A 19,285-nucleotide genomic window follows, 5' to 3' on the forward strand; every position below is an offset into this window, starting at 1 on the left:
CAAAAAGCATTCATCACGTCTGTTCCGCGGTTCGCGGTTGCAGTTACGTCGAGACGAAACGACCGGGCGGGAGCTTCGAGAAGCCTGCTCTCCGGTATTCTCGGCGGTTGCTATCCTACTCAAATCTCGTAATTCTCTCCCACACCATCGACAGTTATTTTCCCCGAGTAGTCGAATCCCCGCCGAATGCTCCGAACCGACGTGGCCGAGGACCTCCTGCGGGAGTTCGGCGACGAGGGCTCCCTCTTTCCGGACTACGAGGGCTACTGCTTTGCTAACGTCCCGCACACGATAGCGTCCGCGTTCGGCGTCGAGACCGGTCGGACCCTGCCCGACGACGCGCTGGCCGGGGTGGAGGCGGCCGACTTCGAGAACGTCCTCCTCGTGCTGGTCGATGGGTTCGGCTTCCGGCAGTGGCGACGCGAGCGCGACCACCACGAGTTTCTGGACCGACTGAGTTCCGCGGCGCGGGTCACGCCGCTGACGTCCATCTACCCGAGCGAGACCGCTACAGCGATGGAAACGCTTCACACCGGGACGCTCCCGGCCGAACACGGCGTCGTGGGGTGGAACGTCTACGAACCGACCACCGACGAGGAGTTCGAGGCCTTACCCTTCCTGACCAAGGACGGCGAGGAGCCAGCCATCTCGCGCTCGGAGATTTCGGCCGCCGAGTCGCTCTATCCGGAACTGGCCGACGCGGGCGTTTCGACTCACCACGTCGTGAACCACCCGACGACGCCCGAGGCCGCGGCGCGCCACGGCTACGAGTCGCTGTCGGAGTTCGCCGAGACGGTGCCCGAGGTCGTCGAGGCGGCCGACGCGCCGGCGTACTGCTTCGCCTACCTGCCGCAGGTGGACGCCGCGGCCCACGAGTCGGGGACCGATTCGACGGAGTACCGCGAGACGGTCGGCGAAGTCGTCTCGGCGGTCGAATCGGCGCTCGCGGGCCTCGATAGCGACACCGCAGACGAGACCCTCGTGGTCGTCACGGCCGACCACGGCCACGTGAACACCGACCCCGAGCGCAACGTGAATCTGGACCAGCGCCCGGACCTGCTGGACGCGCTCCGCCGGCAGGCAGACGGCACGCCAATCAAGTTCTCGGGGAGTCCGCGCAACGTCCACCTGCACTTGCAGGACGGGCGCGTCGAGGAGGTCGCCGAGGACCTGCGACGGGAGTTCGACGCCAGAGCCTTCGAGCGCGACGAGATTTTCGACCGCGACCTGTTCGGCGACGTGACGCCCTCCGAGACCTTCCGCCAGCGTCTCGGCGACGTGGTTCTCAGCCACCGGAATCTGAACGTCTGGTACGGTGACGACGAGGCCGAGGAACTCGGATACGTCGGGATGCACGGCGGTCTCAACCCCGACGAGATGCTGGTGCCGTTCGCTGTCGTGCCGGCCAGTGACCTCGGGGAGTAGGACCGGATTAGAGAATTATTTACAATTGTTAAAGAAATGTTTCAATTTTCAAAGTAAACGTAAAGACGCGTTTGGTCGGAGGCGCGACCGATTTGCTGGCGTCCGCCGACGAAATAACAGTTTCGTGACAAGTTGTCGCTACCCGACGATGCCGAGGAGGCCGAGCGTCCACCGGACCAACTCCGAGAGCGCGAACAGGCCACCCTCCGGGCGAGAGAGCTTTCGGCCCGACCAGAGCGCGACAACCATCACGACGACCAGCACCGTGAGCCACACCATGCTCTCCAGCGCCGTCGCCGAGACCGAGAGCGGACTGATGACGGCACCGACCCCGAGGATGCCGAGGACGTTGAAGACGTTGCTCCCGACCACGTTGCCGACCGAGACGCCGACTCGCCCCTGACGCATCGCCACCAGCGACACCGCGAACTCCGGCGTGGACGTGCCCGCCGCGACTATCGTCCCGCCGATGACCCACTCCGAGACGCCCGCTCCGCGAGCCAGCGCGGTCGCTGACTCGACCATGTAGTGACCGCTCACCAGCACGAGTGCCAGTCCGGCGACCAGTAGCGCCACGTCACGGGGGGGAGACGCGTGCTCCTCGACATCGAACGCCTCGGGCGACTCTCGACTGCCGTCGGGCGGCGTTTCGTCCGGCGTTTTGGCGGGCGTTTCGTCCGGCGTTTCGGCCGGGGCGGAGGACTCTGGGCCGACCTCGCCGTGCGACTCCGCGCGGAGCAGGTAGCCGGTGTAGGCGACGAGCAGACCAATCAACACAAGTCCCTCGACGCGCCCGACCGTCAGGTTCCACATCACGGCGAACCCGACGAGCGTCGAACCGACGAGGACGAGGCCGTCGCGGTGGACCAGCGACCGCTCGATGGGGATGACTCGGACGAGCGACACGACCCCGAGGATGAACGCGAGGTTGTAGATGTTCGACCCGACGACGTTGCCGACCGCGATGTCGCCCGCACCGGCCAGCGCCGCGTCGGTCGTCACCACGAGTTCCGGCGTCGAGGTCCCCATCGCAACGACAGTGAGGCCGATGGCGAGTTCCGAGAGACCGGCGCGTCGGGCCAGTCGGACCGCGGAATCGACCAGCAGTCGCGCGCCGAGCCAGAGACCGAGGACCGAGGCGACGATGACTCCGAGTCGGACGGCGGTAGTTCCCCAGACCATTCCGTTCGGGACGACGTTCGGCCGAGACGACAAAAAAGAACGCGGCGGTGCAAGTCGGCCGGAGTAGGACCAACTTGCGCGTACTCCAAACCATAAATACCGGGCCGGACCAATGTCCCCCTAATGAACGGAAATAGTTTCGGTCGCCTCTTTCAAGTGACCACTTTCGGCGAGAGCCACGGTGAGGCGATGGGCGTCACCGTCTCGGGGTGTCCCGCGGGCCTCGAACTCTCGGAAGACGACGTACAGGCCGACCTCGACCGGCGAAAGCCCGGCCAGTCGATGATAACGACCAGTCGCGGCGAACCCGACCACGTGTCGATTAAGTCCGGCTTACAGGACGGCTACACCACCGGCACCCCCATCGGGATGGTCATCGACAACAAGGACGCTCGCTCGGAGAAGTACGAACCGTTTATCACCGCGCCGCGGCCCTCCCACGGCGACTTCACCTACTCGGCGAAGTTCGGCACGCGCAACTGGGGCGGCGGCGGCCGGTCGTCGGCCCGCGAGACGGTCAACTGGGTCGCTGGCGGAGCCATCGCCAAGAAGATTCTCGCTCAGGAGGGCATCGAACTCAAGGCCCACGTCAACCAAATCGGCGACATCGAGGCCCCGGAGGTCTCTTTCGAGGAAATCAAAGAACACAGCGAGGAGAACGAGGTCCGGTGCGCCCACCCCGAGACCGCCGAGGAGATGCGCGAGCGAATCGACGAGTACCAGCAGGAGGGTGACTCTATCGGTGGGTCCATCTACTTCGAGGCCCGCGGCGTTCCCCGCGGACTCGGCGCGCCGAGATTCGATTCGGTCTCGGCCCGACTCGGACAGGCCATGATGAGCGTGCCCGCCGCCACCGCATTCGAGTTCGGCCTCGGCAGGGAGGCCCGCGAGTACACCGGGATGGAGCGAAACGACGAATGGGAGTTCGAAGACCCCGAGAACCCCGACGAGAGCGACCCGGTGCCGACCCAGAACGACCACGGTGGCATTCAGGGTGGCATCACGACGGGCGAACCCATCTACGGCGAGGTCACGCTCCACGCGCCGACCTCGATTCCCAAGTCCCAGACCACGGTGGACTGGGAGACCGGCGAGGAGCGCGAGGAGCAGGTCATCGGTCGCCACGACCCGGTGCTTCCACCCCGAGGAGTCCCGGTCGTAGAGTCGATGCTGGCGCTGACCTTGGTAGACTTCATGCTGTTGGGCGGGCGCATCAATCCGGACCGCGTGGACGACCGACCCGGCGAGTACGACACCGACTACCACCCGAGCAGTCCGCAAAACGAGTAGCGAGACGAGTCAGCGACTGCGGACTGACCCAACTTAGCTCGAACTGTTGTTACCCATACCGCCGTCTCCGCCCTCCAGCGCCACCTCGCCGACCATCGTGTTCGGGTGGACGAGGCAGATGTAGGTCGCCATCTCCTCTGTCGCGGTGAACCGAGCGCCCTGCACCGCGCCCTGTTCGGAGATGATTTCGGTCTTGCCGACCAGCGAGTCGCTCGCCGGTTCACCGCCAGTCATATTCCCGGTCATGTTGCCGGTGCTGACGCCGGTCACGTTCCCCCCGGAGACGTTGAGCGAGATGCTCTCGCCGGCGTCGGTTCCGTTGGCCTCCTCGTACACGTCGGAGGGTACCGAGAGCGGTTCGAGTACTTCTAGATTGTTCCCCTGTGAGTCCTGAATGGCGAAGTTGTGTGGCTGACCGTCCACGTTCTGCCAGAGCAGGGTGTAGGTCGTCCCGGTCTGTAGATTCAAAGTCGGATTGTCCGGGACCTCCTCTGTCGCCTCACCGGGGACGCGGTAGCCCTGCCACGCGCTCGTCTTCCCCCCGAGGACGATGACCGTCTCGTCTTGGCCCTGCGCGAGGACCGTTGCGTTCAATCCAGCCAGTGCGCCGGTTGCGGCCGCCACTTTCAGAAAGCGGCGACGGGATGTATTCTCTGTCATGAAACCCCCGCCAGTACACTGTCCGGCGAGGGGATTAAATGGGGGCAATCGTTGTGGGCTTTCAATTCCGAAGCGTGACGTAATGGGACGTTACGAATCCGCATGAACGATTTCCCCGACACGCAGAGACGCGCCTCGGGGAACGACCGCCTCCTATTGCCTGCCGAAAGTGTTTCTGCCGCCGGTAATTTTATTAATCTATTGTATGGAACCATACACAGGGAGAGAAACGTGTCTAAAAGTAACACGGGCAGTGAGACCGACGATGGGGCCGGTCTCACCGAGTCACCGGACCGACCGGGCGTCTACCGGACGAAATACGACCCCGACGGTACGGGAACCGTCACCGACACCGTTATTCAGGCGATTGCAGAAGTGGCGGAGGTAGACCCAACCAACACGGTTATCCCGCTCGCTGACCGCATCGACCCGGACGCGCTCAACTCGCTGTTCGCCGACCGCGAGGGGAACGCCCAGACCACCTTCCGCGTCTGCGGCCTCGAAGTCCTCGTGCGGAGCGACGGCCGGGTCCGCATCGTAGACGATTCCGTTTCCGATACAGACTAACGAGGTGACAGGTGTGCAAAATACGACACTCATCCGAACCTGCGTAGAGGGCGACCCCCACACGTTCGTCCTCCGACGCCGGCCGACAGACGCATCGACGCTCGACCTCCTGTTCGACGCCGTTGCCCCCGAGCGACCCACCGACGCGCTGGCCGTCACCGACGACGGCACCGAGGGCTTCCTCGAAGCGTGGACCAGTCAGACCGGACGACGACCGCGGAACATCGGCATGATTAGCGTCGGCGAGCGAATGCGCTCTGCCGCCGCGTCGTCGGATTCGTCCGGGTCTGGCGGGTCTCCGCCACCGGTCGCGCCCCACCACGACATCGTGCAGGGCGTCGCCGACCCGACCGACACCGAGGCCATCCGCGAGGCGGTCGTCGGGTATCTCGACACGTGGCCGACTGATGGCCGGACTGTGGTCTACTTCGACGCCACGTCGTCGCTCCTCGACGGCCTCGGAACCGAGGAGACCGTCGACTTCCTCGAAGACTTCGTGCGACTCCTCGACGCTCGGGACACGGTGGGCTACGTCGGAGTGACCCCCGAGAACCACGACCCGGCGGTCGTTCGGGAGATGGCCTCGCTGTTCGACACCGTGGTCGAGTGCGCCGGAAGCGCGGCCGAGGCCATGACCGAACCCTCGGTCAGCGACTGCTTCGACGCGCTCTCGGATGCCCGCAGACGGTACGTCCTCGGTGCGCTGTTGGAGGGTGGGCCGATTTCGGTGGAGACGCTCGCAGAGGGTATCGCCGAGCGGAGTTCGGCCGAGCGCGAGTCGGCCCACGTCTCACTGCTAAACGTTCACCTGCCGAAACTGACCGACTTGGGCCTCGTCTCCCACGACCGCGAGGACGGACGGGTTTCGCCGAGCTATCACTTCGGGCGCATCGAACCCTACCTGCGGCAGGCGCTGGCAGTCGAGCGCGACGATTCCGACTGAGTGCCGAACTGCTCGACCGACGCCGAGTCGCTCCGACTGGCTTTTACCGCGCGGACTCTACCGTTCCGACGATGGACGCGAACCAGCAGACTCGCGCCAACCCGTTCGGGATGGACGCCGAGTGCGAGAACTGCCCGGAACTCTGCGAGACCCGCGAGCGGGTCGTCCACGGCTACGGCGACGTGGGCGCGGACTTCCTGTTCGTCGGCGAGATGCCCGACGACGAGTCCGACCGGACGGGCGTGCCCTTCACCGGCGAGAAGGGAGAGGTCCTCCAGAACGTCTTGGGCTACCTCGGCCTCAACAACTCCCTGCCGGGAGACGACGAACCCGAGTTGGAGAACGCCTTTCTGACCTATCTGACGCGGTGTCACGCCGAGCGTTCGCCGACCGACGACGAGATTCGGACCTGCGAACCCTACCTGAACGCCGAAATTCGGATGATAAACCCGGAGATTCTGGTCCCGGTCGGCCAGCGCGCGCTGACCGAAATTGCCACCGAGTACACCACGACGCCGGCCGACGAGTTCGACGCCGAGGACGACCACGCCACCACGATTCGGGGCCGGGGCTTCGAAATCGTCCCCATGCGCGACCCCGGCGAGCAGTCGGAGGCCGACCGCGAGGCGTTCGTGGACCACTTCCAGTCGCTGATGGCGGGCGATTACCGCCAGACGAAGGGTCGTCGGAGTCGGTGAGAAAGAGGCAGGTCGCCGACTATCCCCAGTAGGGGTTCGACAGTTCGCGGGTCGGCCCGGTTCCGGCCTTGCTCAGCGCGAGGACGACCACGACCAGCAGAGCCAGCACCGCGAGTGCGGCGACGTTTCCGAGCGCGACCTGTACGAGACCGACGAGCGCACCGGCCGCGACGAACGCCAGCAGTGCGACCGATAGCGCAGAGAGGAGTTTCCACCAGTTCATACGAGGAAATAAGGACACGTGTCGAAATAAGTGTGACCAACCGCCTGCGACGCTCGGTGTCACAGACCATCTCCTTGGCGGACTGAAAGGGCGAGCGCGGTTCGCGTAACACGTGGTCGTCTCAGCGGGCCACTATTCGAGCGCCGGGCGGTGCTGAGAGGCGCGAGAATATCCCGGTGAGCGAACGCCGGAGGACAAACCGCGTCCTCCGAGATCACCCTCACTTCGTTCGCGTGACCGCGAACCGCGCGAGGGCTTTCGAGGACGTTGCTGTCTCGTTTGTTTCTCCAACTACTTCGACCGACTTACTTGACACGACTGCCCAGAAGCCCAGATTAAAACTTTCAAGGTTCGCGCCGCCCGAGGGGAAGATATGACACACATCGCGGTCTTCGCCGACCCGCCGCGGCCGGGTCTCGCCTTTCCCGAACTTGCCGAATCGTCGCCGCTCTCCGAATCGGAGGCGGCCGACCTCTACGCCGCGACGCTCAAGGACACCTTCGTCGCCGTCCGCCGGAGCGGCGGCGACCTGCTGGTCAACTACCGACCCGACGACCTGCTGGCCGACGAGTTCGTCGGCGACGAGTCCGCCGAGGCCGAAGTCCGCGCGCTGGCGGCCGACGCCCTCGACTCGACCGAGGAGGTCCGCTTCGAGGTCCAAGTCGGGTCGTCGTTCTCGGCGCGTGCTGGGAACACGGTGACGCACCTCCTCGGCGAGGAGGGCGTGAGTTCGGTCGCGGTCGTACCCGGAACCGCACCCTTCCTGACCCGCCAAGAAATCGACAGCGCCGCGATGAAGATTCGGCGGAACGCGGTCGTCCTCGGGCCGAGCGAGCGCGGTCGGGTCTACTTCGCCGGGTTCGCCGACACCATCGACTTCGAGGACGCCTACGCCACCCCTGAAATCGAGACGCTGGCCCGCCGCGCCACCGACGCGGGCCACGAGGTCGGTTTCCTCTCCGCCAAGACCTGTATCGGGACCGTCGAGGACCTCTGCTCGCTGGTTTCGCTGGTCAACGCTCGGACCGAGGCCGGGCGCGTCGTCCCGGAACACACCGCGACGCTATTCGACGAGTGGGGCCTCCGAGTCGAGGAGGGCGCGGACGGCCCGGAACTGACCCGCGAGTAGACCGACAGTTCTTAGACGCCCGAGTTGGTACTGTCGGGTGCGCGGTGGGATGGCAGAGCGGCCTATTGCGCCTGCCTTGAAAGCAGGTGGCGTCATGCCTCTTGGGTTCAAATCCCAATCCCACCGTCTTTTCCGACGAACAATCTGCGAGCAGTTCATCTGCTCGCAATCCGTGAGGAGGAAAGCGAGTCCGATTGGGATTTTAACCCCTGCCAGTCGCATGCCCGGAATGGCCCGACCACACGCCCGGACCGTCTGGCTCTGGGTTCAAATCCCAATCCCACCGTAATTCTGACGCTCGCAAAACGGCGAGTAGCAACTATGCGCCTTTTCGGGACGGCGCGAGTCGCGCGGAGTGCGACGAGCGCCGAACCGCGGACGCCGACGGGCCGACTAACCACCGGCAGACGCCCGGTTGACCAAACCACAGTTTGGGTGGACTGAAAGGGGCCGCCCGGTCGCGTTTACTTTAGTCGTCTCCGCGGGCACTACTCACGCCGGGCGGTGCGGAGAGGCGTGAGTATCCCGCGGAGCGACCGCGACCGGGCGGGGGCTTTCTAAACGTTCACCACTCCGTTTCTCGTCGTGACGGCAAACTCCGGTACGGTTCAGCGTAACCGGGTGGGGCTTTCTAAACCTTAAACAATCTGTTTCTATGTTAGAACAATATGTACAAGACTAAAGAAATCAAAAATCATCCCACAACACCAATTCCCCGAAACCCTCGGCCGAACGGTAAACTCTTTTTGCACCCCGTGCCACGTTCCGGACATGGACTGGCCGCACGACCCCGATGGCGAAGAAGGGAGCGAAGGCGGACGCAAGTACGGCATGGCGATTCTCGCCAAGAAACTCGACGAGGAGGAAGACTTCCCCCTCCAGAAGCAGGAGTTCGTCGAGGCCCACGCCGACGAACCGATTCGCATCAACCACCAGCGCGTCGTCAGCGTCGGCGACATCTTCGAGTACGTCGAGGGCGACGAGTACGAGACCATCGTGGACTTCCACAAGGCGGTCGGCGCGGGCATGCGGAAGGGCGGCTTCTGGGACTACCACCCGCAGGGCGAGAATCCCGAGAAGAAAAGCGCCTAGGAACGAAATTTCAGTTACCGTTTTTCCTCGAACGATTTCTGTGGACGACCTCGATAGTGTTCGGCGTAGCCGGTCGAATTGGAACGACGGTTTCGAAAGCCCTCGCGGGGTTCGCGGTCGCTGACGCAGGATATTTTGGGCGCGCAGTTCTGCGCGCCCAAAATAGTGGCCTACGCAGACGACCACGACGAACGCGAACCCCGCTCGCCCTTTCAGTCCGCCAAGGAGCGTAGATTGATTCGCCGAGCGACGTGTGTGGTTGGCCGCACTTCGCGGCACGTCGCCCTCAGGACCAGACTACTCCGAGTTCTCGTCGGTCCACCGCTGGTCCGCGTCTGAGTCCTCTCGGCCAGCATCCTCGCGCTCTGTCTCGGTCGCGCTGGGACCAGTGACGGCGAGACGCTCGTTCTCCTCGCGTTCGACGCCCTCGTCGCTCAGAGTCCACGTTGACCCCGAGTCGGTGTAGGTTTCGGCCCGGACCTTCTCCTCCAAGAGGTTGACCGCGACGGCGTTCGCGCCTTCCGGGATGATGAGGTCGGCGCGCTTCTTCGTCGGCGCGACGAACTGCTCGTGCATCGGCTTGACCGTCGAGAGGTACTGGTCGATGACGCCCTCCAAGCCCCGGCCGCGGTCCACCACGTCGCGCTCGATGCGCCGGAGGATACGCACGTCGGCGTCCGTCTCGACGTAAACCTTGATGTCGAGCATCTCGTTGACCTCCTCGTCGTAGAGCGCGAAGATGCCCTCAAGCACCACCACGTCGGTCGGTTCGACCGTCTGGGTCTCGTCTTTGCGATTGTGTTCCGAGAAATCGTACTGGGGCATCTCGATGGTCTGGCCCGACAGCAGGGCGTCCATGTGTTCGCGCAGGAGTTCCCACTCGAACGCCGAGGGATGGTCGTAGTTGACCTCCGTGCGCTCCTCGAAATCGAGGTGGCTCAGGTCCTCGTAGTAGTTGTCCATCGGGATGCGCGTCACGGAATCTTCGACCTCCTCGGTGATTTCGCGGGCGACCGTCGTCTTTCCGGCCCCAGTTCCCCCCGCGATACCGATGACGAACGACGGGATGGTCATTGAAAGGGTGGAGGGTAGACTGTGGTTTGAATCCCTCGGAATCGGATTTTTCCTGTCGTCGGAACGGTGTTTCGGTCGCTCGGTCGCTCCGTCCTGTCGGATACTCCTCGAATACACCGTCAGGCGTGCTGTTCGTCCAGACTCATCAGAAAGCCGGTGTGAACTGCAATCGCCGCGAGGACGATGGCACCGCCGACCACCATGAAGGTATGAAGCGATTCCCCGGCGGTGAGCATGACGCCGTAGAGCATGACGACCGAACCGACGACGGTACCGAGCGTAGAGAAACCGAACGCGACCGGTTCCGAGACCATGCGCGGAGTTCACGAGGAGCCGAAGTAAAAAGCTAGCGACGGCTCACCCGTCGGTGGGCAGTGTTGTCGGAAGTATGCGGCCGACCAGCGCCGTCGCTCGCCGGGCGTAATTGTCGGAAAAAGCGCGTTCACCCGCCTCTCGGCGGCTTGAAGACGCGTTTAAAGTCGCGTGAGGTTAGTCGCGCGGGGGCCCTTGTCGGCCTGTTCGATGTCAAACTCTACGTCAGTTCCCTCTTCGAGGTCCGGGCCGCCGATGTCTTCCATGTGGAAGAACACGTCTTCGTCCGCGTCCTCAGTATCGATGAAACCGTAGCCGCCAGTGTCGTTGAAGAAGTCAACAGTTCCTTCTGCCATTGCAATTAGACACATGTCCGTATCAGGGATAAGTATTTCGATGTTCGTATAGAAAATATGGCCGTATTTGCACGAATATCTTCCAAAACTCGGAGGATACTAGATGAGTGTGACCGTACAGTCAGTTCGCTCGATAATCCCGCCCGATTCCGCGGTTTCACGGAAAGTTCTGTCTACATCGGTAATTACACTGTATCGAGTCGGCGAATCGGGGTGGTTCTGACTGCGCACTCAGTCTCAGTTCTGGAAACACTACCAGAATTAGGATAGCTTATAAGCGAGGGCCACAAAACAACGGGTAACTGTGACGAACGCGCAGGTCACCCTGATTCAGATCGACAACTACGGACCGTGGACCGTGACGCCCGAACCCCGCCGGGAAGTGGACCTCCAGACCCTCCAATCGAGGTTGTACGCCGACCTCTCGCAACTCGTCGGTAACCGCGATGGCTACGTCTTCTTCACCCGGTTCGACAACATGATTGCGGTCACGAACGGGATGGACGAGGACGACCACGCGCTCCTCCAAGAGTCGGTGGGCAACCGGTATCCCGTCACCGTCAGTTTCGGCGTCGGCGTGGACCCGAGTCCGGTCGAGGCCCTCTCGTCTGCGACCGAGCGTATCCAAGACGCCGGGAGCGCACAGGAGGCCGACCGGACCGAAATCCTCCGCGGGAGAACCCTCGACCCGGACGAACGGACCGACGACGACGTGCAAATCGCGCACTTCGACGTGAACGACGCTACCGGCAAGTACACCGACCAGATGAACGCCTTCGACTCGTTCATCCACATCGAACAGGGGTACGCCGAACTGATGCGGTACTTCCGGCGCGCCCACGGGGGCCTCTCGTTCTTCGTCGGCGGGGACAACGTGATTGCGGTCTCCCCCGACTTGGACGAGGAGGCCTATCAGGACACCATCCGGCACGTGCAGGATACCGTCGAAGTCGAGTTGAAGGTCGGCGTCGGACAGGCCGCGAACCCCCAGACCGCGGGCATGGCGGCCAAGCACGCCCTCGAGGAGTGCAGAGAGGACGGCGACCGCGTAGTCATCGACTAGCCGGCTAGCGAGAAACAGTTAGAAGTTTTTCGACTATACGTAGATAGCGTATACAAATACGTACAATTCCTAGAGAATTGTAGTGATTGCTATCCGGAATGCTATCCATCACTCCATGCCACACGATACGTAACATCCCTAACCCTTAATGCGACGGGGATACGTTGCATATGGTATGTCAGAAGACACGCAAAATCTCGATGCAGACGAACAGTCCGAGGACCCGCCGGAAGGCGCAGAGCTACGGACCAGCGGTCACATCGAGCGCACCATCCTCCACCACATGGCGGGCGACGGGAGCGAGGGCTACGCGCCGACCACCGTCAGCGGCGTCTTGGACGACATCGCGGCGGTCATCGAGCGCGGCGACTACGCCAACGTCGGTCCGAAGGGGTCTGCTGGTGCGACCGTCCGGAAATCCACCGTCCGGCGGACGTTCACCCAACTCCACGAGAAGGGTCTCGTCCAGCGCGTCGAGGAGTTGTCCGAGGACGCCCTCGGCGACCCCCGGTTCGACCTCGGGGCGTGCAAGGGCGACCCAGACGACCCGACGGCCTACGAGCGAGTCTCGGACGACGCTCGCGTCACCGACTGGATTCTGACCGACGACGGACGGCGCGAGGTCGAGCGCCTCGACGCGCGCTACGCCGACGAACTGGACGAACTCGCGGCGCGCTACGGCCGCAAGCGGGGCGAGACGACTGCACGGGTCGATGGCTAACCGCCGCGGTGATTCTACATTTCTGATACTTCGGCGCGGAACCGCCAATTTCTCCCGCAGAATCCAGACAACTGTTAACGTATGCCCGTCACGGGCTTAAGCCTGCCGGGGATACTTTTTAGAGAACCTATGGCAATCTTTCGCACATGGAAGGCGAAGTGAGCGTTCGGGACGTGATGTCCCGAGAGTACGTCGGCGTCAGCGAATCTGATACGGTTTTAGGAGCGGTCAAACTCATGGACGAGGACGGCGTGGGGTGCGTCGTCGTCCTCCGGGGGAGCGAACCGGTCGGCGTCATGACCGAATCGGACGTACTCGCGCTTCTGGCCGACGAGCGCGACCCGGCCGAGACCCAAGTCTCGTCGGTGATGTCCGAACCGGTCGTGTCGGTGAACGCGGACCGGAAACTCTCGGACGCGGCGGGAACGATGTCGCGCGAGGACATCCGCAGACTCCTCGTGACCAACGACGAGGAACTCGTCGGTCTCCTCTCGGAGCGCGACGTGATTTCGGCGTCGGCGTCGCTGTCGAGCGTCCCGTCGCTCGGCGACGAGTCGCCCCGCGAGGTCGGCGGCGGCGGTCTGGTCGGCGACGAGCGAATGGTCGGAGAGACCTCCTCGGGCGAACCCGCCGAGGCCTTCGCGGATAACGGCACCCAGTCTCAGTACTCCGACCGGAGCATCTGCGAGGCCTGTGGCACCCTGAGCAGGGAACTCGCCAACGTCAACGGCCAACTCATCTGCGCCGACTGCCGGGAGGTGTAGCGCGGGCGCTCCGCCGGCCCGATTGGAACCGCTGGCCGGGCCGCGACTGCCGACTGGCCGACCGATTGCTGGACGCCGAACTCGATTTTTGCCGACGACCGAGGGAGTCTGACGACCATTTGGCGGGTATCAGGGGTTTTCGGGGGGTGAAAAAGCACAAGACACAAATAGGTCGGGCTTGCGAGATACGTCATATGGTAGGTTGTGACAATCAAGCATACGAGGTGGTAACTCATGCCACCTAGCACCGGGTTGGCAAACGCCATCGTGACGGGCCTCGTCACGGGGAGTATCGTGGCGCTCGGCGCTATCGGGTTGTCGCTGGTGTACAACATCGCCGAAGTCCCGAACTTCGCCCACGGCGAACTCCTCATGCTCGGGGCGTACATGGCGCTGTTCGTCAACAAGCCGGAGACAGTGCCGGTCTTCGAACTGCTAGCGCAGTCCCCCCGCGAACTCGGCACAGTCGGGTTCGCGGTCCTGTTCCTGCTCGCTGGCGGGTCGGCGCTCGCCGCGGTGTACTTACTGGGCGGCGTGTCGGCGCTGAAGGGGTCGTGGTGGCCCGGCGACCCGAATCCCGCGCTCGCGGTCGGCGTCCACGTCGCCGTGGCCGCGGTTCTGGGCGTCTTCGTCACAATCGGCTTCCCGTCGATTTGGACCGGCCTGCTCCTCTCGGCGCTGATGCTGGCGTGGATTGCGCCCTTCTTGGAGAAGGTCGTCTTCCAGAAGTTCCGGGCCAAGGACGCCTCGCTGGCCACGATGCTCATCGTCACGCTGGGCCTGTCGTTCGTCCTCCGGTTCGGCACGCAGGCGCTCTACGGCGGGCAGGTCCGGACCTACGTCGTCCCGCAGGTCGGGAAGGTGTTCGGCTACGACGTGGGCCTCTCGGCCGCGAAGTTCTTCGACCTCTACGTCACCGGGTCGGGCATCACGATGCACGTCATCGACACCGGCCCGAACCCCGACCAAGCGATGTTCACCTCGACGTACTCGTGGCTCGCGGTCGTCGCGCTAGTCGCGGTGACGGTCGGTATCGCCGCTGTGGCCTACCGCTGGCGGACCGGCGGCGCGGAAGGGTACGGTACCAGTCACACCATCGGCCCGAAACTCACCGCGGCGCTCGCCGGTCTGGCGACGTTCGGCGCGCTGTTGTTCCTGCTGGCCGGCGGCGGGTCGATTCCCAACTCGGCGGCCTTCGAGACTCGCATCCGACTCTCGGTGATGCGGGCGTCGGTGGTCGTCATCGCCGTCGTGATGATGGGCCTGCTCCACTTCCTGCTTCAGGAGACCAAACTCGGGAAGGCGATGCGGGCCTCCAGCGACAACATCGACCTCGCCAAGATTACCGGCATCAACACCGACCGCGTGATGATGGCGACGTGGATTATCGCCGGGGCGTTCGCCGCAGTCGGCGGCGTGATGCTCGGGGTCCTGTTCAGTCAACTGACAGTCAACATGGGATTCTTCCTCCTGCTCCCGATGTTCGCCGGGGTCATCCTCGGCGGCCTCCAGTCGGTGTACGGCGCGATTCTCGGGAGCTACATCGTCGGCCTGTCGATGGACGTCGGCATCTACGCGATTCCCGACATCGGGTCGGTCTACCGCATCCCCATCGCGTTTGCCATCCTGTTCGTCGTGTTGCTAGTCAAGCCGGAGGGAATTACGGGAGGATAACACTATGGCACTATCATCAAGCCTCGTCTCGCTCGGCATCATCGTGGGTATCTACGCGATACTCGCGCTCGGACTGAACATCAAGTTCGGCTACACCGGACTGTTAGACATCGGGCACGTGGCGTTCTACCTGACCGGGGCCTACGTCACCGCCCTGCTGGTCCTCCCGCCCGCCAGCGAACAGGCGTTCACCACATACATCCTCGGGTGGAGTTGGCCGTGGCTCCCGGCAATCGCTGTCGGGACGATAGTTGCCGGCCTCCTCGGGATGCTGGTCGCGCTCCCGGCGATACGCCTCAGAGAGGACTACTTAGCAATCGCAGTCCTCGGCATCTCGGTCATCCTCAAGCGCATCATCCAGTCCGAAGGCTGGCTAGCGAACGGTCCCGGTTCGCTCCGGGGATTCAGCCAACCCTTCCGGGACTTCTTCCCGCTTCCGGGTGAGACGGTCCAGACCGCCGCGCTTCTGGGCTTCGTCGTTCTCGTGCTGTGGACCGTTGCGACCTACGTCCTCGCGCAGGTCGGCACCGAGCGCGGGTCGGAAATCGCGGCGGACGGCGGCAGTGCGCGAGAGGCCGACGGTGGCGTCACGCGCGGCCGGACGATTTCTGGCACCCCCGGTATCGGCGGGTGGGCCATCGACGGTCTCCTCGCAGTGACGACACTCGGAGTCGGCTACGTCGCGGCCCGCCGGTCCCGGATGCAGACTAGCGAGTCCGAACAGCGCGCGCTCCTCGGCATCGGTGCCCTGTTCGGTCTGATTGCGGGCGTCCTCGTCTGGCAATCCTTCGAGTGGTGGTCTCCCTTCGGCGTGAGCCTCGACTGGCTGTTCGGCCTCGTCGTCTTCGCCGCGATTACCGCGGGATTCTACGGCTCCGACCGGCGGTACGCGCCGCTGGCCGGCGCGGTCACGGCGACAGTCGCATTCGGGGCCGCGCTCGTCGTCGGCAGTTCGCCGGTCGTCGCGTTCATCTTCCTTTCAGCGCTGTCGCTGTTCACGTGGGTGTTCGGCGCTGTCGCGGTTGCTCGCCGGTACAGCGACCTCTCGGGCCGAGACTTCGGTATCTCGCTCGCACTGGCGGTCATCTTCGTCGCGTGTTTCGCACCCCTCATCGTCCTCGGCGGCGGGTCGGGCGACGTGATGAGCAGTGTCGGTCTATTCGTGACGATGGGCCTGCTGGTGGCCTTCCTCTACGGCGTCTACTACGTCGGGTCGAACTGGGGTCGGTTCGGGTCGGGCGTCGAGTTCGTCCGCATCGTCGGCGTCGGCGCGATTTGGCTGTTCGCCATCCGGTACTTTGTGATGGCCAGCATCGTGCCCTTCCAGCGCAACGGCGTCGGCGCGGTGGTGGACAACACCTTCCAGAACCTGTTCTGGCTGTTGACGTTCACCAGAAGCCCGGTCGATATGATGCTCCAGTTCGACTTCGCCGGGGCCGCGTTCGGCTACTCGCGGTTCCTGTTGGTGCTGACGCTGGCGTCGCTGGCGATGCTGTACTACCTCTCGGAGATTACAGTCGAATCGCCGTTCGGCCGGGTGCTGAAGGCCATCCGAGAGGACGAGGACGTGGCGACCTCACTGGGCAAGAACACCTTCGCCTACAAGGTCCAGAGCATGATGCTCGGGTCGGCGCTGGCCGGGTTCGCCGGCGGCCTGACCGCCATCTACTTCCAGAGTCTGGTCCACACGATGTTCGCGCCCCGAATCACGTTCATCGCCTTCCTCGCGCTCATCATCGGCGGGACCGCCAACAACAAGGGGATGATTCTGGGTTCGACCATCTACTGGGCCTTCCAGAAGGCGACTGCCGACATCAAGGCGTTCTTCCCGACCGCGGCCGGGAGTTCGATTTCGGCGCTCCGACTGGCGTTCATCGGGGCGCTCCTCATCGTCATCCTCTACTACCGTCCCGAAGGGCTGTGGGGCGAGAAACGAACCCTCGCGGAGGTGTCCGAAGAATGAGCGAAACAGTCGAAGCCGAACGCGAGACGCACGGAACCGGGCAAGCAATCCTCGAAGTCGAGGGCCTGCGAAAGACCTTCGGCGGGATTACCGCCGTAGACGGCGCGACCTTCGAGGTAGAGGAGGGAACGGTCACTGGCCTCATCGGTCCCAACGGTGCCGGAAAGACCACCACGTTCAACCTCATCAGCGGGTTCTACGAACCGGACGGCGGAGAGATTCGCTACCGGAATCAGGACCTACAGGACATCATGCGCCCGAGCGAGACCGAACAGAGCATCTGGATGAGCGCGTCCGGGATGACCTTCGGCGGCATCGGTCTCGCCGCCGCGGCGTCGGCCGGGGTCTCGACGCTCGGTCTCGGCGGCGCGGCGCTGGTCGGCGCGGGCCTCGGCGCTGGCGTCTATCAGGCCGAGGAGAAGGTCAAAAACGACTACCTCGAAGTCCGGAACAAGCGGCCATTCCGGGTCTCGCAGGCGGGCCTCTCGCGGACCTTCCAGTTGACCCGCGAACTGCAGGGGATGACCGTGCTGGAGAACCTGATGCTCGCGCCCCAAGACCAGCGCGGCGAGAGTCTGACGAACGCGTGGTTCCGGCGGGGTGCAGTGGCCGAAGAAGAGGACGACGTTCGCCAGCGCGCGGTCGAGATGCTGGAGTTCCTCGAACTCGACCACCTCACCAACGAGTACGCGGGCAACCTCTCTGGCGGCCAGCGGAAACTGCTGGAGTTGGGTCGCGTGCTGATGACCGACCCGGACCTCATCCTGCTGGACGAACCGGTCGCCGGGGTCAACCCCGCGCTGACCGAGAAGTTGCTCGAACGAATCGAGAGCCTCCGCGACCAAGGCTACACGTTCTGCATCGTCGAACACGACATGGAGGTCATCATGAACCTCTCGGACACGATTATCGTCATGGACCAAGGCAAGAAGCTGATGCAAGGCACGCCGGCAGAGGTACAGAACGACCAACGAGTTGTGGACGCCTACTTGGGGGGATAGTTCGTGGCGCTACTGGAAGCCCGCGACATCGTGTCGGGTTACGGCGACGCCCAAATCCTCCACGGCGTCTCGATGGACGTGGCAGACGACGAAATCGTCTGCATCATCGGACCCAACGGGGCCGGGAAATCGACGTTCATGAAGGCCGTCTTCGGTCTCATCGACTGCTGGGAGGGCACCGTCACCTTCGACGGCGGCGACATCACCGACCTCCGGCCGGACGAGATTACCCGCGAGGGGATGTGCTACGTGCCCCAGACCGAGAACGTCTTCCCGAACCTGACGGTCCGGGAGAATCTGGAGATGGGCGCGTACATCCTCGACTCGATGCCCGAGGACGCCCTACAGGAGGTCTTCGACCGCTTCCCGATTCTGGAGGAGCGCCAGAATCAAAAAGCGGGCACCATGTCGGGCGGCCAACAGCAGATGCTCGCCATGGGCCGAGGCCTGATGGTGGACCCGGACCTGATGCTGGTGGACGAACCGAGCGCGGGCCTCGCGCCGGACCTCGTGGACGAGGTGTTCGAGAAGATAATCGAAATCAACGAGTCGGGCACGGCCATCCTGATGGTCGAGCAGAACGCTCGGAAGGCCCTGCGGAACTCCGACCGGGGCTACGTGCTGGAGATGGGCGAGAACCGCTTCGAGGACACCGGCGACGCCCTGCTGGACAACGAGGAGGTCACGGAACTCTACCTTGGCGGTGGCGGCGGTGGCGACACCGGCGATACCGGCGAGGCCGCGACCGACGACTGAGGCGGCGGTTCTGTCGCTCTTTTCGCTGTCACTCGCTGTTTCGGAGAGATGAATCTCCCGGCCCGGCGCGTGCTGGCGGGACCTCTCGTGGTCCCGCCAACCGCGCGAGGTCTGCGCGAGCGGAGCGAGCGCAGGCTCGGCAGACGCGGTTTGTCTGCCGGTGGATGAGCATCGCAGGCCGAATGGTCGAGAAGCGCAATCGGTTGGGGAGGCGTGAGGCCCGCGGTCGCGGTGCGGTAGACGGCGTTGCTCAAGCCTGAAGCTAGCTCTGCCGTGTCCTCGCCGTCGCGGTAGCGATGACGACTTGAGCCGTCACACCTGAGGCTAACTCACCCTTCCCTCGCTGGTTCCGCGCTGGTGCCCACAGAGCCAGCATCGGAACGAGAAGATAG

20 protein-coding genes and 1 tRNA gene are annotated in these 19,285 nt (G+C 63.9%); 15 read left to right on the forward strand and 6 right to left on the reverse strand.

Annotated elements, in window-relative coordinates:
• The first annotated feature begins 186 nt into the window (after nt 1-186).
• Nucleotides 187-1,425 carry an alkaline phosphatase family protein gene (locus P2T57_RS05110; protein WP_276301409.1) on the forward strand — a complete coding sequence of 413 codons (1,239 nt, stop codon included), beginning with the start codon at nt 187-189 and terminating at the stop codon, nt 1,423-1,425.
• Between the two features lie 138 nt (nt 1,426-1,563).
• On the opposite strand, the gene P2T57_RS05115 is transcribed toward P2T57_RS05110, so the two are convergent.
• A complete protein-coding gene (locus P2T57_RS05115) occupies nt 1,564-2,607 on the reverse strand; it encodes a sodium:calcium antiporter (RefSeq protein ID WP_276301410.1) in 1,044 nt (347 codons plus the stop codon).
• 123 nt (nt 2,608-2,730) lie between these two features.
• On the opposite strand from P2T57_RS05115, the gene aroC reads away from it, so the two are divergent.
• A complete protein-coding gene (gene aroC / locus P2T57_RS05120; RefSeq protein ID WP_276301411.1) occupies nt 2,731-3,897 on the forward strand; it encodes a chorismate synthase in 1,167 nt (388 codons plus the stop codon).
• Between the two features lie 33 nt (nt 3,898-3,930).
• Here the strand turns inward: aroC and P2T57_RS05125 are convergent, their stop codons facing one another.
• The gene (locus P2T57_RS05125) at nt 3,931-4,557 is read right to left on the reverse strand and encodes a twin-arginine translocation signal domain-containing protein (protein ID WP_276301412.1); all 627 of its coding nucleotides are present in this window, start codon (nt 4,555-4,557) and stop codon (nt 3,931-3,933) included.
• Between the two features lie 231 nt (nt 4,558-4,788).
• Here P2T57_RS05125 and P2T57_RS05130 point away from each other — a divergent pair, with 231 nt between their 5' ends.
• From P2T57_RS05130 to P2T57_RS05140, 3 genes are all read left to right on the forward strand, one after another.
• On the forward strand, nt 4,789-5,124 hold the full coding sequence (locus P2T57_RS05130; RefSeq protein ID WP_276301413.1) for a HalOD1 output domain-containing protein: 336 nt from the start codon (nt 4,789-4,791) through the stop codon (nt 5,122-5,124).
• 13 nt (nt 5,125-5,137) lie between these two features.
• Entirely contained in the window at nt 5,138-6,067 is a 930-nt protein-coding gene (locus P2T57_RS05135; RefSeq protein ID WP_276301414.1) for a winged helix-turn-helix domain-containing protein, read from the forward strand.
• A 71-nt stretch (nt 6,068-6,138) separates the two neighbouring features.
• Complete coding sequence (locus tag P2T57_RS05140; RefSeq protein ID WP_276301415.1) at nt 6,139-6,765, forward strand: uracil-DNA glycosylase; 627 nt, start codon at nt 6,139-6,141, stop codon at nt 6,763-6,765.
• Nucleotides 6,766-6,784: 19 nt separating this feature from the next.
• On the opposite strand, the gene P2T57_RS05145 is transcribed toward P2T57_RS05140, so the two are convergent.
• Nucleotides 6,785-6,988, reverse strand: coding sequence for a hypothetical protein (locus P2T57_RS05145; protein ID WP_276301416.1), 204 nt, complete (start codon nt 6,986-6,988; stop codon nt 6,785-6,787).
• A gap of 373 nt (nt 6,989-7,361) precedes the next feature.
• Between P2T57_RS05145 and P2T57_RS05150 the strand changes: the two genes are divergently transcribed.
• The 3 genes from P2T57_RS05150 to P2T57_RS05160 all read left to right on the forward strand — a co-directional run bounded on the left by P2T57_RS05150 (nt 7,362) and on the right by P2T57_RS05160 (nt 9,209).
• The gene (locus P2T57_RS05150; protein WP_276301417.1) at nt 7,362-8,117 is read left to right on the forward strand and encodes a TIGR04282 family arsenosugar biosynthesis glycosyltransferase; all 756 of its coding nucleotides are present in this window, start codon (nt 7,362-7,364) and stop codon (nt 8,115-8,117) included.
• Between the two features lie 43 nt (nt 8,118-8,160).
• Nucleotides 8,161-8,243 (forward strand) — tRNA-Ser (locus P2T57_RS05155).
• A 645-nt stretch (nt 8,244-8,888) separates the two neighbouring features.
• Entirely contained in the window at nt 8,889-9,209 is a 321-nt protein-coding gene (locus tag P2T57_RS05160) for a DUF5785 family protein (protein ID WP_276301418.1), read from the forward strand.
• Nucleotides 9,210-9,506: 297 nt separating this feature from the next.
• On the opposite strand, the gene udk is transcribed toward P2T57_RS05160, so the two are convergent.
• The 3 genes from udk to P2T57_RS05175 all read right to left on the reverse strand — a co-directional run bounded on the left by udk (nt 9,507) and on the right by P2T57_RS05175 (nt 10,951).
• On the reverse strand, nt 9,507-10,283 hold the full coding sequence (gene udk / locus P2T57_RS05165; protein ID WP_276301419.1) for a uridine kinase: 777 nt from the start codon (nt 10,281-10,283) through the stop codon (nt 9,507-9,509).
• Nucleotides 10,284-10,402: 119 nt separating this feature from the next.
• Nucleotides 10,403-10,597 (reverse strand): hypothetical protein, encoded by a 195-nt coding sequence (locus P2T57_RS05170; protein ID WP_276301420.1) that lies wholly within the window; start codon nt 10,595-10,597, stop codon nt 10,403-10,405.
• Between the two features lie 159 nt (nt 10,598-10,756).
• On the reverse strand, nt 10,757-10,951 hold the full coding sequence (locus P2T57_RS05175) for a cold-shock protein (protein ID WP_276301421.1): 195 nt from the start codon (nt 10,949-10,951) through the stop codon (nt 10,757-10,759).
• Nucleotides 10,952-11,255: 304 nt separating this feature from the next.
• Here P2T57_RS05175 and P2T57_RS05180 point away from each other — a divergent pair, with 304 nt between their 5' ends.
• The 7 genes from P2T57_RS05180 (at nt 11,256) to P2T57_RS05210 (ending at nt 18,893) form a co-directional block, all read left to right on the forward strand.
• Nucleotides 11,256-12,014: a GTP cyclohydrolase IIa gene (locus tag P2T57_RS05180; protein ID WP_276301422.1), complete on the forward strand. Its 759-nt coding sequence runs from the start codon at nt 11,256-11,258 to the stop codon at nt 12,012-12,014.
• Nucleotides 12,015-12,189: 175 nt separating this feature from the next.
• Complete coding sequence (locus tag P2T57_RS05185; protein ID WP_276301423.1) at nt 12,190-12,735, forward strand: hypothetical protein; 546 nt, start codon at nt 12,190-12,192, stop codon at nt 12,733-12,735.
• 146 nt (nt 12,736-12,881) lie between these two features.
• A complete protein-coding gene (locus P2T57_RS05190) occupies nt 12,882-13,499 on the forward strand; it encodes a CBS domain-containing protein (RefSeq protein ID WP_276301424.1) in 618 nt (205 codons plus the stop codon).
• Between the two features lie 234 nt (nt 13,500-13,733).
• Nucleotides 13,734-15,173 (forward strand): branched-chain amino acid ABC transporter permease, encoded by a 1,440-nt coding sequence (locus tag P2T57_RS05195; protein ID WP_276301425.1) that lies wholly within the window; start codon nt 13,734-13,736, stop codon nt 15,171-15,173.
• Between the two features lie 4 nt (nt 15,174-15,177).
• Nucleotides 15,178-17,136 carry a branched-chain amino acid ABC transporter permease gene (locus P2T57_RS05200; RefSeq protein WP_276301426.1) on the forward strand — a complete coding sequence of 653 codons (1,959 nt, stop codon included), beginning with the start codon at nt 15,178-15,180 and terminating at the stop codon, nt 17,134-17,136.
• The gene (locus tag P2T57_RS05205; RefSeq protein WP_276301427.1) at nt 17,133-18,137 is read left to right on the forward strand and encodes an ABC transporter ATP-binding protein; all 1,005 of its coding nucleotides are present in this window, start codon (nt 17,133-17,135) and stop codon (nt 18,135-18,137) included. The genes P2T57_RS05200 and P2T57_RS05205 overlap by 4 nt, the downstream gene beginning before the upstream one ends.
• A gap of 3 nt (nt 18,138-18,140) precedes the next feature.
• On the forward strand, nt 18,141-18,893 hold the full coding sequence (locus P2T57_RS05210; protein WP_276301428.1) for an ABC transporter ATP-binding protein: 753 nt from the start codon (nt 18,141-18,143) through the stop codon (nt 18,891-18,893).
• Nucleotides 18,894-19,285: the final 392 nt, after the last annotated feature.

This window comes from Halorussus lipolyticus, from assembly GCF_029338375.1.
GTDB lineage: Archaea > Halobacteriota > Halobacteria > Halobacteriales > Haladaptataceae > Halorussus > Halorussus lipolyticus.

Bases quoted from the DNA above. Each gene is read 5' to 3' on its own strand.
- P2T57_RS05170 (WP_276301420.1), bottom strand. From the start codon at position 10,597: ATGGTCTCGGAACCGGTCGCGTTCGGTTTCTCTACGCTCGGTACCGTC.
- P2T57_RS05115 (WP_276301410.1), bottom strand. From the start codon at position 2,607: ATGGTCTGGGGAACTACCGCCGTCCGACTCGGAGTCATCGTCGCCTCG.
- P2T57_RS05125 (WP_276301412.1), bottom strand. From the start codon at position 4,557: ATGACAGAGAATACATCCCGTCGCCGCTTTCTGAAAGTGGCGGCCGCA.
- P2T57_RS05200 (WP_276301426.1), top strand. From the start codon at position 15,178: ATGGCACTATCATCAAGCCTCGTCTCGCTCGGCATCATCGTGGGTATC.
- P2T57_RS05195 (WP_276301425.1), top strand. From the start codon at position 13,734: ATGCCACCTAGCACCGGGTTGGCAAACGCCATCGTGACGGGCCTCGTC.
- P2T57_RS05190 (WP_276301424.1), top strand. From the start codon at position 12,882: ATGGAAGGCGAAGTGAGCGTTCGGGACGTGATGTCCCGAGAGTACGTC.
- P2T57_RS05185 (WP_276301423.1), top strand. From the start codon at position 12,190: ATGTCAGAAGACACGCAAAATCTCGATGCAGACGAACAGTCCGAGGAC.
- P2T57_RS05150 (WP_276301417.1), top strand. From the start codon at position 7,362: ATGACACACATCGCGGTCTTCGCCGACCCGCCGCGGCCGGGTCTCGCC.
- aroC (WP_276301411.1), top strand. From the start codon at position 2,731: ATGAACGGAAATAGTTTCGGTCGCCTCTTTCAAGTGACCACTTTCGGC.
- P2T57_RS05140 (WP_276301415.1), top strand. From the start codon at position 6,139: ATGGACGCGAACCAGCAGACTCGCGCCAACCCGTTCGGGATGGACGCC.
- P2T57_RS05160 (WP_276301418.1), top strand. From the start codon at position 8,889: ATGGACTGGCCGCACGACCCCGATGGCGAAGAAGGGAGCGAAGGCGGA.
- P2T57_RS05205 (WP_276301427.1), top strand. From the start codon at position 17,133: ATGAGCGAAACAGTCGAAGCCGAACGCGAGACGCACGGAACCGGGCAA.
- udk (WP_276301419.1), bottom strand. From the start codon at position 10,283: ATGACCATCCCGTCGTTCGTCATCGGTATCGCGGGGGGAACTGGGGCC.
- P2T57_RS05110 (WP_276301409.1), top strand. From the start codon at position 187: ATGCTCCGAACCGACGTGGCCGAGGACCTCCTGCGGGAGTTCGGCGAC.
- P2T57_RS05145 (WP_276301416.1), bottom strand. From the start codon at position 6,988: ATGAACTGGTGGAAACTCCTCTCTGCGCTATCGGTCGCACTGCTGGCG.
- P2T57_RS05175 (WP_276301421.1), bottom strand. From the start codon at position 10,951: ATGGCAGAAGGAACTGTTGACTTCTTCAACGACACTGGCGGCTACGGT.